The sequence below is a fragment of the Winogradskyella wichelsiae genome (assembly GCF_013403925.1).
Classification (GTDB): Bacteria; Bacteroidota; Bacteroidia; order Flavobacteriales; family Flavobacteriaceae; genus Winogradskyella; species Winogradskyella wichelsiae.
Genome location: NZ_JABFDJ010000005.1, coordinates 130,463 through 144,676 on the forward strand (window position 1 = coordinate 130,463; position 14,214 = coordinate 144,676).

General features: G+C 34.2%; 9 protein-coding genes and 1 pseudogene. 7 read left to right on the forward strand and 3 right to left on the reverse strand.

Features of this window, described 5'->3' with window-relative positions:
- From HM985_RS11605 to HM985_RS11620, 4 genes and pseudogenes are all read left to right on the forward strand, one after another.
- Entirely contained in the window at nucleotides 1-2,409 is a 2,409-nt protein-coding gene (locus tag HM985_RS11605; RefSeq protein WP_179376418.1) for a 3-hydroxyacyl-CoA dehydrogenase/enoyl-CoA hydratase family protein, read from the forward strand.
- Nucleotides 2,410-2,487: 78 nt separating this feature from the next.
- Nucleotides 2,488-3,681 carry an acetyl-CoA C-acyltransferase gene (locus tag HM985_RS11610; protein WP_173586889.1) on the forward strand — a complete coding sequence of 398 codons (1,194 nt, stop codon included), beginning with the start codon at nucleotides 2,488-2,490 and terminating at the stop codon, nucleotides 3,679-3,681.
- Between the two features lie 174 nt (nucleotides 3,682-3,855).
- Nucleotides 3,856-4,083 (forward strand): annotated as a pseudogene (locus tag HM985_RS17410) (four helix bundle protein); the annotation flags it as partial.
- Nucleotides 4,084-4,126: 43 nt separating this feature from the next.
- A complete protein-coding gene (locus HM985_RS11620; protein WP_179376419.1) occupies nucleotides 4,127-5,935 on the forward strand; it encodes an acyl-CoA dehydrogenase family protein in 1,809 nt (602 codons plus the stop codon).
- Nucleotides 5,936-6,009: 74 nt separating this feature from the next.
- On the opposite strand, the gene HM985_RS11625 is transcribed toward HM985_RS11620, so the two are convergent.
- Together HM985_RS11625 and HM985_RS11630 are read right to left on the reverse strand one after the other, a co-directional pair.
- Nucleotides 6,010-7,422 carry an N-acetylmuramoyl-L-alanine amidase gene (locus HM985_RS11625; protein ID WP_179316938.1) on the reverse strand — a complete coding sequence of 471 codons (1,413 nt, stop codon included), beginning with the start codon at nucleotides 7,420-7,422 and terminating at the stop codon, nucleotides 6,010-6,012.
- Nucleotides 7,415-7,801: a BlaI/MecI/CopY family transcriptional regulator gene (locus tag HM985_RS11630; protein WP_173586885.1), complete on the reverse strand. Its 387-nt coding sequence runs from the start codon at nucleotides 7,799-7,801 to the stop codon at nucleotides 7,415-7,417. The genes HM985_RS11625 and HM985_RS11630 overlap by 8 nt, the downstream gene beginning before the upstream one ends.
- A gap of 148 nt (nucleotides 7,802-7,949) precedes the next feature.
- Between HM985_RS11630 and HM985_RS11635 the strand changes: the two genes are divergently transcribed.
- Complete coding sequence (locus tag HM985_RS11635; protein ID WP_179376420.1) at nucleotides 7,950-8,747, forward strand: sugar-binding protein; 798 nt, start codon at nucleotides 7,950-7,952, stop codon at nucleotides 8,745-8,747.
- On the opposite strand, the gene HM985_RS11640 is transcribed toward HM985_RS11635, so the two are convergent.
- Complete coding sequence (locus HM985_RS11640; protein WP_179376421.1) at nucleotides 8,748-10,559, reverse strand: glycoside hydrolase family 15 protein; 1,812 nt, start codon at nucleotides 10,557-10,559, stop codon at nucleotides 8,748-8,750.
- Nucleotides 10,560-10,641: 82 nt separating this feature from the next.
- On the opposite strand from HM985_RS11640, the gene HM985_RS11645 reads away from it, so the two are divergent.
- Together HM985_RS11645 and HM985_RS11650 are read left to right on the forward strand one after the other, a co-directional pair.
- Nucleotides 10,642-12,849 (forward strand): bifunctional alpha,alpha-trehalose-phosphate synthase (UDP-forming)/trehalose-phosphatase, encoded by a 2,208-nt coding sequence (locus HM985_RS11645; protein ID WP_179376422.1) that lies wholly within the window; start codon nucleotides 10,642-10,644, stop codon nucleotides 12,847-12,849.
- Nucleotides 12,842-14,188, forward strand: a complete 1,347-nt coding sequence (locus HM985_RS11650; RefSeq protein WP_179376423.1) for a M28 family metallopeptidase — start codon at nucleotides 12,842-12,844, stop codon at nucleotides 14,186-14,188. Before HM985_RS11645 ends, HM985_RS11650 begins: the two co-directional genes overlap by 8 nt.
- Nucleotides 14,189-14,214: the final 26 nt, after the last annotated feature.

Consider the following 14,214-nt stretch of genomic DNA (forward strand, 5'->3'; position numbering starts at 1 on the left):
ATGAGCAAACGTAGAATTAATAAAATAGCAATTATCGGTTCCGGAATTATGGGAAGCGGTATCGCATGCCATTTTGCCAATATTGGTGTCGATGTCTTACTATTAGACATTGTACCAAGAGAATTAAATGATAAAGAAAAAGCTAAAGGTTTAACCTTAGAAGACAAAGTGGTTCGTAACCGAATGGTAAACGATGCTTTAACGGCTTCTATTAAATCAAAACCTGCACCACTCTACCATCCTTCATTTGCTAACCGTATCACCACAGGTAATCTTGAAGATGATATAGCAAAAGTAAAAGATGTAGATTGGATTATGGAAGTCGTTGTAGAACGTCTAGACATTAAACAACAAGTTTTTGAAAAGCTTGAAAAATATAGAACACCAGGAACCCTGATTACCTCTAACACATCAGGTATTCCTATTAAATTTATGAGCGAAGGTCGTAGTGAAGATTTCCAGAAACATTTCTGTGGAACACACTTCTTTAATCCGGCGCGTTACTTAAAATTATTCGAAATTATTCCTGGACCTAAAACGGAACAATCTGTTTTAGATTTCTTAAGTGAATATGGCGAAAAATTCTTAGGTAAAACTTCAGTTGTAGCTAAAGACACACCTGCTTTTATAGGAAATCGAATCGGAATTTTCAGCATTCAGAGTTTATTCCATGCCGTTAAAGATTTAGATTTAACAATAGAGGAAGTAGACAAACTTTCTGGTCCTGTAATTGGTCGTCCAAAATCGGCAACTTTCCGTACGGTTGATGTTGTTGGTTTAGATACTTTAGTTCATGTTGCTAACGGAATTAGTGAAAACTGTCCTAAAGATGAACGTTTAGAATTATTCAAATTACCTGATTTCATCAATACCATGATGGAGAATAAATGGTTAGGAAGTAAAACAGGTCAAGGATTTTATAAGAAAGTAAGAAAAGACGATGGTTCTTCTGAAATTTTATCTTTAGACTTAAACACCTTAGAATACCGTGCTTCTAAACGTGCAAAATTTGCAACTTTAGAATTGACTAAGACTGTCGATAAAGTTGTTGATCGCTTTAAAATATTAGTAAAAGGAAAAGATAAAGCAGGCGAATTCTACAGAAAAAGCTTCGCTGCCTTATTTGCTTATGTATCTAACCGTATTCCTGAAATTTCAGATGATTTATACAAAATCGATGATGCTATGAAAGCTGGCTTTGGATGGGAACATGGTCCTTTTCAAATTTGGGATGCTATTGGTGTTCAAAAAGGAATTGAAATGATGCAAGCAGAAGGTTTAGAACCTAATGCTTGGGTAACTGATATGTTAGCTTCTGGAAGTGATTCTTTTTATACCGTGAAAGATGGAGCAACCTACGCTTATGATATCCCAAAGAAATCACAAGAAAAAATTCCTGGTCAAGACAGTTTTATCATCTTAGATAATATTAGAAAAACAACAGAAGTCTTTAAAAATTCAGGAGTTGTTGTAGAAGATTTAGGAGATGGTATTCTTAATTTAGAATTCCAATCTAAAATGAATACGATTGGTGGTGATGTGTTAGCCGGATTAAATAAGGCTATTGATATTGCTGAAAAAGATTTCGCAGGATTGGTTGTTGGTAATCAAGCTGCAAACTTCTCGGTTGGTGCAAACATTGGAATGATTTTTATGATGGCTGCAGAGCAAGAATATGATGAATTAAACATGGCTATCAAATATTTCCAAGATAGTATGATGCGCATGCGCTACTCTTCTATTCCAACAATTGCTGCGCCTCACGGTATGGCACTTGGTGGTGGATGCGAACTTTCTATGCACGCAGATAAAGTAGTTGCAGCAGCAGAAACTTACATCGGATTGGTAGAGTTTGGTGTTGGTGTCATTCCTGGTGGTGGTGGTTCTAAAGAAATGGCTTTAAGAGCATCAGACACCTTCAAAAAAGGAGATGTGCAATTAAATACTCTTCAAGAATACTTCTTAACTATTGGTATGGCTAAAGTAGCAACTTCTGCTTACGAAGCTTTCGATTTAGGAATTCTTCAAAAAGGAAAAGATGTTGTGGTTGTTAATAAAGACCGCCAGATTGCTGTTGCTAAACAACACGCCATGTTAATGGCAAATATGGGTTATACACAACCTGTAAAACGTACCGATGTAAAAGTTTTGGGTAAACAGGCTTTAGGTATGTTTATGGTAGGAACAGATTCTATGAAAGACTCTAAGTACATTAGTGAACACGACATGAAAATTGCAAACAAATTAGCCTACGTTATGGCTGGTGGAGATTTATCAGAACCTACTCTAGTTAGCGAACAGTATTTATTGGATTTAGAACGTGAAGCATTCCTTTCATTATGTACAGAACGTAAAACGTTAGAAAGAATTCAACATATGTTGACTAAAGGGAAACCATTAAGAAACTAGATTATTGGATTACCGGATTTCCAGATGATTGGAAATCTAAAATATCTAAAAATCGAATAATCTAAAAATCGAATTAACATGAAAACAGCATATATAGTAAAAGCATACAGAACCGCAGTTGGTAAAGCACCAAAAGGCGTGTTCCGTTTTAAAAGAACTGATGAATTAGCCGCAGAAACCATCAAACATATGATGAAAGAACTGCCTAATTTAGACCCAAAGCGTATTGACGATGTCATTGTTGGTAACGCAATGCCCGAAGGAGCTCAAGGATTAAATATGGCGCGTTTAATTTCTTTAATGGGATTAGAAATCGTTGATGTCCCTGGAGTTACGGTTAACCGTTTTTGCTCTTCTGGAGTAGAAACAATTGGTATGGCAACAGCTAAGATTCAAGCCGGAATGGCAGATTGTATCATAGCTGGTGGTGCAGAAAGCATGAGTAGCGTACCTATGACAGGTTTTAAACCTGAATTAAATTATGATGAAATTGTAAAAGGAGGTCATGAAGATTATTATTGGGGAATGGGAAATACGGCTGAAGCAGTAGCCAACCAATTCAAAGTATCTCGTGAAGACCAAGATGAGTTTGCCTACAACTCGCACATGAAAGCTTTAAGAGCACAAGCAGAAAATCGTTTTCAAGATCAAATAGTACCTATTGAAGTCGATGAAACTTACATAGATGCCAACGGAAAAAAAGCAACCAGATCATATACGGTAACTAAAGATGAAGGTCCTCGTGCCGGAACAAGTAAAGAGGCTTTAGCCAAACTTAGAGCGGTATTTGCTGCCGGTGGAAGTGTTACTGCTGGTAACTCATCTCAAATGAGTGACGGTGCTGCATTTGTTATGGTAATGAGTGAAGATATGGTGAAAGAATTAGGTTTAGAGCCTATTGCAAGAATGGTAAACTATGCTGCAGCAGGTGTTGAGCCTCGTATCATGGGAATCGGACCTGTAAAAGCAATTCCGAAAGCCTTAAAACAAGCTGGTTTAAAACAATCTGATTTAGAATTAATTGAATTAAACGAAGCCTTTGCTTCACAATCTTTGGCTGTAATTAGAGAATTAGACCTTAATCCAGATATCATTAACGTAAATGGTGGTGCCATTGCATTAGGTCACCCTTTAGGATGTACAGGAGCAAAATTATCTGTACAACTTTTTGATGAAATGCGTAAGCGAGATATGAGTGGTAAATATGGTGCAGTAACCATGTGTGTTGGTACAGGTCAAGGTGCTTGTGGCATATTTGAGTTTCTTTCTTAGAAAATAGATAAGAGAGAATAGAACAAAGAAAAAAGACTTATGTGTGCAAAACAACGACATAATTACAAGAACTTAAAAATTTGGAAACTCGGTTTAGAGATTACAAATGATATTTCTGATGTTTTGTTAGATTTTCCAAAACACGAAAGGTATGATTGAAGCAGTAGAGTTAGTAGATGTTCAGTATCAATGCCTAGCAACATTGCAGAAGGATCTTCTAGAACAGATAAATCATTTAGTCATTTTCTAGACATTGCTCTAGGTTCTTCATTTCAATTAGGAACGCAATTATTAGTAGCTAAACATAGACAATATTTAAACAACGAAGCATTAAAAAAACTTGAAGATAAAATAGAAGAATTCCAAAGAATGACAATGGGATTTCAAAACAGTCTCGCTTAGAGTCTATCTTCTATTTTCTATCTTCTATAATCTATATAAAATTATGGAAACAACAGATAAAGACTTACTAAGAGGCGGACAATTCTTGGTAAAAGAAACAAATTGTGAAGACGTTTTTACACCTGAAGATTTTTCAGAAGAACAAACCATGATGAAAGAATCCGTAACGGAATTCAACGATCGTGAAATCATTGCACATAAAGCCAGATTTGAAGCTAAAGACTATGCCTTAACTGAAGAAGTGATGCGTAAAGCTGGAGACATGGGCTTTTTAAGTGTTGCTGTTCCTGAAGCTTATGGCGGAATGGGAATGGGATTTGTATCTACGGTTTTAACTTGTGATTATATTTCTTCTGGTACAGGATCTTTCAGTACTGCTTTTGGTGCGCATACCGGAATTGGAACTATGCCAATTACATTATACGGAACTGAAGAACAAAAACAAAAATACGTACCAAAATTAGCTTCTGGTGAGTGGTTTGGTGCTTACTGTTTAACAGAACCTGATGCAGGATCGGATGCCAATTCTGGTAAAACAACAGCTGCTTTATCTAAAGATGGAAAATCTTATAAAATTAACGGACAAAAAATGTGGATCTCAAATGCAGGTTTCTGTAGTTTGATGATTGTTTTTGCACGTATTGAAGATGATAAAAATATCACTGGATTTATTGTAGAATTTGATAAAGAAAATCCAAACGGAATTACTTTAGGTGAAGAAGAACATAAATTAGGTATTCGTGCGTCTTCTACACGTCAAGTATTCTTTAATGACACTGTTGTTCCTTCAGAAAATATGTTAGCAGGTCGTGGTGAAGGTTTCAAAATTGCTATGAATGCGCTAAATGTAGGTCGTATTAAGTTGGCTGCGGCTTGTTTAGATTCGCAACGTAGAATTTTAACTACAGCAGTAAACTATGCTACAGAGCGTAAACAATTTAAAACCCCTATTGCAGAATTTGGCGCTATTAAAACCAAATTAGCAGAAATGGCTGCCAATGCTTATGCTGGTGAATCTGCAACCTATAGAGCTGCAAAAAATATTGAAGATAGAATTGCAATGCGTGAGGCTGCCGGAAATACACATCAGGAAGCAGAATTAAAAGGTGTTGAAGAATATGCTATTGAATGTTCTATCTTAAAAGTTGCCGTATCTGAAGATGTGCAAGCTTCTGCAGATGAAGGAATTCAAATTTTTGGAGGAATGGGCTTCTCGGAAGATGCACCAATGGAATCTGCTTGGAGAGATGCTAGAATTGCACGTATCTATGAAGGAACTAACGAAATCAACAGAATGTTATGTGTTGGTATGTTAGTAAAGAAAGCGATGAAAGGTCACGTAGATTTATTAGGTCCTGCTTCAAAAGTACAAGAAGAACTTATGGGTATTCCTTCTTTTGATACACCAGATTATTCTGAATTATTTTCAGAAGAAAAAGTAATGATTCAAAAGCTTAAAAAAGCATTCTTAATGGTTGCTGGTGGAGCAGTTCAAAAATTCGGACCTCAACTCGAAGAACACCAACAATTATTAATTGCGGCTGCAGATATCTTAATTGAAATCTATATGGCAGAATCAGCAATTTTAAGAACTGAGAAAAATGCAAAGCGCTTTGGTGAAGACTCACAATCTGCACAAATTGCAATGGCAAAATTATATTTATATCACGCTGTAGATATCGTTGAACAAAAAGGAAAAGAAAGTATTATTTCTTTTGCTGAAGGTGACGAGCAACGTATGATGTTAATGGGACTTAAACGTTTTACAAAATATGCAAACTATCCAGATATTGTAGATTTACGTATTGAGATCGCAGAAAAAGTAAAAGCAGAAAAGAAATACTGCTTCTAGGAATTTAGTTAAGTTGAATGGTTAAAAGCCAACACTTCCGATTCATGATTTTCGGTTGTGTTGGCTTTTTTAATTTAGTTACTCTTTCTAATTTCTTCTAATCCTTCAAAAATTGAAGCTGCTATTTGCTTTTGACGATCCACATTCATCAAAACCTTATGATCCTCTTCATTCGTAATAAATCCGAGTTCTAATAATACACCAGGACTATTGATATGCCTAAAAATATACATAGGCACTGTTTTAAGTCCGCGATTGGTTGAAAATAATTCCATCTGGTTTTCTAATAAAATCTTGCCAAATGCATAAGATTTATCCTTAAACTCGTCTTTGTCGTTGTAGTAAGCCTCTACTCCCTTTGTCAATGGATTTGAATGTGCATTGGCATGCAAACTTACAACTAGATCCGCATTTTGCGTATTAATAAATTCAACACGTTCTTGTAATGTTAAAAATGTATCCTCAGTTCTTGTGGTAATAATTCTGATATTATCACTACTCAAAAGAGATAACTGATGAGAAATATTTAAAACAATATTTTTCTCATCTAAATTACCAGAATCATGTCCTCCATGACCTGCATCTATAACAACTACGAGCGGTTCTTTTAAGTCTTTGTAAGAACTTAATACAAAGATGCCTGCAAGAAGTAAGCTGACAGATATAATGTTTAAAGTTCGTTTGAATACTGATGATTTTGATTGATGTAACATAATAATTCGATTTTTGATTTGAATGAAATTAAATCCGCTAGTTAGAGGAACGCGGTATTCCTTTTGCCCTAAGTTTATTATAGTATTTGAGTAATTTTCGATAGCAATGCCAGATAAAACGGATTGTTCATCGGCTAAATATTCATGATTTTGTAAAATAGACATGTTGTACATCCATATAAATGGGTTAAACCAAAATATGCACTTCAACAATTCTAAAAGTATAATATCTAAAGTGTGATATTCTTCACTATGTACAGTTTCATGTGCTAAAACACTTAAATAATCATCGTTAGACAAAACATGATTTTCAGGAATAAACATATAATTAAAAAAACTAGACACCATATCCGAATCGGTAACCGTAATTATTTTTAACCTTTCAACACGTTTATAATCGTGTCTTGTCAACTTATAAATCTTCAATAAATTCTTTAAAAATCGTAACATGAAAAAACCAGAAACCATAAAATAAATAATGAATACAGGATTTATAGATGATTGATGTACTGGTGTAACCTCATCAAAAGTAATAGCTTCGATATGTGGAGTTTCAAAAGTCGACTCTGTAATTCTTTCTAAAGGTATTTCAGTAATACTAGGGACGGCATTAAATAGTTCTATTTCAATAAATGGAGCTACCAAACACAAAAGGATAGAACCAATTAGGAAAAACCGATTAAATTGAAATGTTTTTTGCTTTCTAAGTAACAAGAAATAAACAGCATAAGAACAGCCTAAGCTAATGACGGTATATATAAAATAATTAATCATTAGCTTTCTTTTGGTCCATTTTCTGCTTTAATAAAGCTTGAAGTTCTTCTAGCTCTTGCATAGACAAATCTGCATTTTTTGTAAAAAACGAAGCAAATTGTGCTTTAGAATCATTAAAAAAATGTTGAATCATTCCGTTAACTTGCTTAGTGAAATAATCGTTCTTTTTAAGAATAGGAAAATAAGCTTTGTCTCTACCTAAACGCTCAAAACCAATATAATTCTTATCCGTCATACGTTTTAATAACGTAGAAATAGTAGTATAAGCTGGTCTCGGTTCTGGAAACTTTTCTACAATATCTTTCATAAATCCTTTTTCAAGCATCCATAAATACTTCATTATCTGAAGCTCTGATTTATTAAGTTGTTTTATATCCACAATTATAGTTTTAATACTACAAATGTAGTAATATAATTTAATTATCCAAATTCAACTTAAAAAATATACCTTTGAGATCATTATTAAAACTTGGAAAACTAAGTCTCAAACTGTAAAGACAATAAAATTTAATTACAAAAAATAACCCATGAAAAAAGCCACTTACCTCCTACTTCTTTTAACGCTTCTTTTTAATTGTAAAAATGAATCGAAAACAGAGAAAATAAATGCAAATAAAGAAACGACACAACCTTCGCAGAAAACAGCTTCTACTAAAATTGAAAAGCAACTACGAGAAGTTTACAAATCTGAAGACAATATTATTGTAGATGCTGTGGCTAATGATTCTGCATGGGCAAAAAGTAAATGGTATGCTTTAGACCAAGTTTGGTTGGGAGATTCACTTACCAAAGAGGATTATTCTGGTCGTTTTAAATTAAGTTGGACAAATGATGCTCTTTATATTTTAGCCGAAATAAAAGACGATACTCTAATAGATAAGATTGAAGATCCATTAGTAAAATGGTGGGATGATGACTGTTTAGAAATTTTTGTAGATGAAGACAATAGTGGTGGAGAACATCAATATAATCACAACGCCTTTGCCTATCATATTGCTTTAGATGGAAACATAGTGGATATGTCTACTGAAAAAATAGGAAAACTTTACAACTCTCATATAGAATCTAAAAATAGAACGACAGGAAATACAACCATTTGGGAAGTAAAAATGTCCTTATATGATGATTCTTATAACGATAAGGGTTCTAATACACCGGTTAAATTAAGTGTAAACAAAAAAATAGGCTTTGCCATTGCCTACTGTGACAATGACAAAAGCCTAGAACGTGAAAACTTTATTGGTTCTATTCCTGTAGAAGGCGAAGATAAAAACAGAGGTTGGATCGATGCTAATATCTTCGGAACACTTCTTTTAAAAGAATAATTAATTCTTTGTTCTAATTGTATTTTTTACATTTTCTTCGGCCGTAGTAACGTTAGATAAATTTATAGCCGTTTCAATGAGTGCTAAATGCGAATAAGCTTGTGGAAAATTACCTAACAAACGTTTCGTTTTAAAGTCTATATCTTCACTAAATAGACCTAAATGATTACTGTAAGATAATAGTTTTTCAAATTGCTCTGTGGCCTTTTGCTCTTCACCTATTTTGTATAAACTATTAATAAACCAGAAGGTACAGATGGTAAATGATGAGGATGGTAACCCAAAATCATCTTTGGTTTTATAACGGTATAATAAACCTTCATAACACAAATCGCGCTCAATGGCTTTTACGGTGCTTACAAATTTTGGGTGTTTAGCATCTATAAAACCATAAGATTCCATTAATAAAACAGAAGCATCTAAATCTTCCGAATTATAAGCTTGGGTAAATGCTTGCGCTTTTTCGTTCCAAGCATTATCCATAATATCCTTACGTATTTCTTTTTCTAAAGCTTCCCATTTTGGTAGTTTAGAGGTTTTACCTAAAAGTTTAGCCACTTTTAAAGCCTTATCAACAGCTGTCCAACATAACACTTTAGAGAATGTAAAATGCTGATCGCCTTCTCTAAATTCCCAAATACCTTTATCAGGTTCTTGCCAATGCTTACTTACCACCCAAACAATACCTTTAGTCATGGTCCAAAGCTCTTCACCGTTATCAATATCGTTACTAAAATTAACGAGTAATTGGTGAATCACATCCATTAAAATACCATAAATGTCATTCTGCTTTTGCATGTAAGCGGCGTTTCCTACTCTAACCGGACTCGATCCTTTATAACCAGAAAGGTGATCTAGAGATTCTTCCGTTAGTTTCTTTTCACCACTAATACCATACATAATCTGTAACTTTTCATCCTTATCTGGCATCAGATCAATGATAAATTTAAGATAACGTCTGGCGATATTTTTATGTCCTAATTGCGACATCACTTTAATCACCATAGAGGCATCTCTAATCCAACAGAAACGGTAATCCCAGTTTCTAACTTCACCAATGGTTTCTGGTAAAGAGGTGGTTGCAGCTGCTAAAACGGCCCCTGTTTTATCATAACTCAACAACTTTAAAGTCATTGCGCTACGCGATATTTGCTCGTTAAACTTTTTGTAAGTTGGTGTGCGCTCTAACCAATTTAACCAATATACTTTGGTACGTTCGTATTCTAAGCTTGCATATTTTAAGTGTGGTACAAACAATTTCTCATTGTATCCCACTAAAAAGAAATGATCACTATCTAATACAATTGTATCACCATTTAAAACCGCCTCTTTATCTAAATCTGTGTATAAAAATAAAGTATCGTAAGTATCTTCATTATTAAGACTTACAATGAAATCATCTTTTACATAAGTAGACGTGACTCCTTTTGCATATTCTAACTTAGGATCGTAAGCCACTTTTAATTCTGGCTGACCCGAAACATATTTAAGATATCTAATAAATTCTGGTGGTGAATGATACGTTCCATTTGGCTTGTGATATCTTGGCATAAAGTCAATAACTTCAAAAACATCGTTGTCTTTGGTAAAACGTGTGACTAATATTGCTGTGTTTTCTTGATAAAACTGATCGGTCGTATAGCCGTCATCAACAATAAAACCAAAGCTTCCTCCGATATTATCATCTAGCAATTTTGCGAATACTGATGCAGAATCAAATTTAGGCAAACAACACCAGTCAATAGACGCATCTTTTGATACTAAAGCGGCACTTCTACAATTTCCTATAATTCCGTAATCTAAATTATTCATTAATTTTTTGGTTTAAAATGATGATAAAAATTCTAATTTCTTTAAATTAACGAAAAACTTGAAAACCATCCAAAATATTATCATGAATAAAACAATAATTGTTTCAAACAGATTACCATTACAAATTTCAATTGAAGACGACAAGCTCAATGTAACTCCCAGTGTTGGAGGACTTGCGACAGGAATGAAGTCCGTACATGCAGAAGGAAATGGCATTTGGGTTGGTTGGTCTGGAATTACAGATGAAGATTTAGACGAGAACATAAAAGCTAAAGTCAATGAAAAAATTGAAAATGCAAAATGTAGATCCGTTGGACTTACTGAAGCTGACGTCGAAGATTTTTACTTAGGATTTAGTAATCGTACACTTTGGCCTTTATTTCACTATTTCTTAGAATATGCTAAATTTGAAACTGAGCAATGGGAAGCTTACAAACGTGTTAACGAAAAGTTTGCAGAAGTTGTATTAGACACTATTGATGAAGGAGACACCGTTTGGGTTCACGATTATCAATTATTACTATTACCGCAGCTTATTAAAGACAAAAGACCAGATGTAACCGTTGGGTTCTTTTTACACATCCCATTCCCTTCATACGAAATTTTCAGAACCTTCCCTTGGCGTAAAGAACTCTTAACAGGAATGCTTGGTGCCGATTTAATTGGATTTCACACCTACGATTATGAACGTCATTTCTTAAGTTCTGTAAAACGAATTTTACGTTTAGAGGTTAATTTTAATGAAATTACTTATGAAGATAGAATTGTAAAAGTAGATTCTTTCCCAATGGGAATTGATTATGGTAAGTTTTACAATGCAGCACAAGAACATGATAATCCTGACACACAAAAATCTGAACTTCAAAAACGATTAGACACTCATTTAAATGAAGGGGACGACCAAAAGTTTATATTAACTATTGATCGTTTAGATTACACTAAAGGAATCCCAAATCGATTAAGAGCTTTTGAATACTTTTTAAACACCTATCCTCAATATAAAGAAAAGGTAAGATTGGTAATGCTTGCAGTTCCATCGCGTTCTAACGTACCACAATATCAAAAACTGAAACGTGAAACGGATGAATTAGTCGGACGTATTAATGGGGAGTTTTCTACCGTAAGTTGGACACCAATTTGGTATTTCTACAGATCACTTCCTTTTGAAAATCTTATTGATTTATATACCTCATCAGATGTTGCATTAATCACACCTGTAAGAGATGGAATGAATTTAGTAGCCAAAGAATACGTCGCTACTAGAACAAAACAAGATGGTGTTCTTATTTTAAGTGAAATGGCTGGTGCAGCTAAAGAAATGAATGAAGCTTTACTTATTAACCCAAATAGTTTTGAAGACTTTGCTACTGCATTAGACAAAGCTTTAACCATGCCTTTGGAAGAGCAAAAAAGCCGAATGAAAATTTTACAAAAACGTTTAAAACGTTACGATGTAGAAAAATGGGCTGAAGAATTTTTCAAAACTTTAGAAAGCACTAATGAATTACAAGATGTTTTTGTTTCAAAAAAATTAAACGACAAGGATGAAAATAATATTGTTGAAAATTTCAAAAAAGCTAAAAAACGATTAATTTTATTAGATTATGATGGTACTCTGGTTGGTTTTAAAGACAACCCACAAGATGCCAAACCTGATGACAAGCTTTTTGCCCTTTTAGATAAATTTCAAAATCAAGAAGACACTAAACTTTGCTTAATAAGTGGAAGAGACAAAGCTACTTTTGAAGATTGGTATGGTCATAAAGACTACGATCTTATTACAGATCATGGTGTTTGGATGCGTAAACATAAAAAATGGACACCTTTAGAAATCCTTAAAACCGATTGGATGTCTAGTATAAAACCTATTCTCGAAACTTTTGTAGACCGAACACCAGGTACTTTTATTGAAGAAAAAGAATACTCTTTAGCTTGGCATTATAGAACAGCAGATCCTGAATTGGCACAAATTAGAACCATGGAACTTAATACGGTTTTAACCAGTATGGTAGCTAATAATGAATTATCTGTTTTACAAGGTAACAAGGTTATTGAAATAAAAAGTAGTAATGTTAACAAAGGTAGAGCGACTAGTCAGTTATTAAGAAAGGAAGATTACGACTTTATCCTTATTATGGGAGACGATTGGACCGACGAATATATGTTTGAAGCAGCTCCAGAATTAGCAACCACTATAAAAGTAGGTTACGTTAAAACTAAAGCGAAATATCAAATTAAAGGCCCTGAAAAAGTAAGAGAACTTCTTGAAAAACTAACTCTAAATGAATAAAGCCTTATTACTTTTAACCTTAGCACTTTGTTTCAATTTAAGTGCACAAACTGATCTTAAAATTTATGATATTATTGATGCCGTTTCAGAAGAACGTATTAAAAATGACATAAAAACCTTAGCTAATTTTGGCACACGGCACACGCTTAGTGATACCGTCTCAAAAACAAGAGGTATTGGTGCTGCTCGCCGTTGGATAAAATCGGAATTCGATAACATTTCTAAAGATTGTAAGGATTGCTTAGAGGTTTTCTTTCAAAATAATTTTGTAGAAAAAGGCAGTAATCAACGCATTATAAAAGATGTCAACGTGGTTAATGTAGTCGCCATACAACGTGGTACAAAATACCCAAACCGCTTTATTATAATGAGTGGTGATATTGACTCTAGAGTTACCGATCCTAATGATTATACGTCTGATGCACCAGGAGCCAATGACAATGCTACTGGTATGGCTGGAACTATGGAAGCGGCAAGAGTATTATCGCAATACCAATTTGAAAATAGTATTATTTATGTTGGACTTTCTGGTGAAGAACAAGGTTTATTTGGCGGACAAGGTTTAGCTCAATATGCACAAGAAAAGCATTGGGATATTATAGGTGTTTTAAATAATGACATGATTGGGAATATATCTGGCGTAGATGGTGTTATTGATAATAGAACATTTCGCATTTTTTCGGAACCCATAACTACCGCAGAAACTAATCCTGAAAAATTAACCAAACAAGCTAGTGCACGACGTTATTATGGTGGTGAAGTGGATGGTGTTTCGCGTCAATTGGCACGCTATGTCTATAAAACGACAAAAACGTACATGCCAGAAATGAACCCGATGTTAATTTATAGATTAGATCGTTTTGGACGTGGCGGACATCATAAACCCTTTAATGATGCTGGTTTTCCAGCACTTCGAATTATGGAAGCGCACGAAAATTACACACAACAACACCAAGATATTAGAACGGAAAACGGTATTAGTTACGGCGATACGTTTGAGCATGTTAATTTTGCTTACTGTAAAAAATTAACCACGGTGAATGCTATTACTATGGCAAGCCTTGCTTTTGCCCCACCATCGCCTACAGAAGTAAGCATTGGAGGTATTGTAGAAGCTTCTGCAAAATTGCAATGGAAAAAAGTAGAAGGCGCAAAAGGTTATAAAATTTACTGGAGAGATACAACATCACCAACTTGGGATTACAGTCGTTATGTAGAAAACACAACCGAATTCACACTAGATGGTATTGTTATTGATAATTCTTTCTTTGGTGTAGCTGCTGTAACAGAAGACGGACACGAAAGCGTTGTTGTTTTTCCAAATAAAATTTTAAGATAAAAACCTTTCCTTTATTTTCACGGCAG

What these genes read in the sequence shown, in the direction of transcription:
- HM985_RS11645 (WP_179376422.1), top strand. Translation starts at nt 10,642, where the DNA reads ATGAATAAAACAATAATTGTTTCAAACAGATTACCATTACAAATTTCA.
- HM985_RS11650 (WP_179376423.1), top strand. Translation starts at nt 12,842, where the DNA reads ATGAATAAAGCCTTATTACTTTTAACCTTAGCACTTTGTTTCAATTTA.
- HM985_RS11640 (WP_179376421.1), bottom strand. Translation starts at nt 10,559, where the DNA reads ATGAATAATTTAGATTACGGAATTATAGGAAATTGTAGAAGTGCCGCT.
- HM985_RS11620 (WP_179376419.1), top strand. Translation starts at nt 4,127, where the DNA reads ATGGAAACAACAGATAAAGACTTACTAAGAGGCGGACAATTCTTGGTA.
- HM985_RS11610 (WP_173586889.1), top strand. Translation starts at nt 2,488, where the DNA reads ATGAAAACAGCATATATAGTAAAAGCATACAGAACCGCAGTTGGTAAA.
- HM985_RS11625 (WP_179316938.1), bottom strand. Translation starts at nt 7,422, where the DNA reads ATGATTAATTATTTTATATATACCGTCATTAGCTTAGGCTGTTCTTAT.
- HM985_RS11605 (WP_179376418.1), top strand. Translation starts at nt 1, where the DNA reads ATGAGCAAACGTAGAATTAATAAAATAGCAATTATCGGTTCCGGAATT.
- HM985_RS11635 (WP_179376420.1), top strand. Translation starts at nt 7,950, where the DNA reads ATGAAAAAAGCCACTTACCTCCTACTTCTTTTAACGCTTCTTTTTAAT.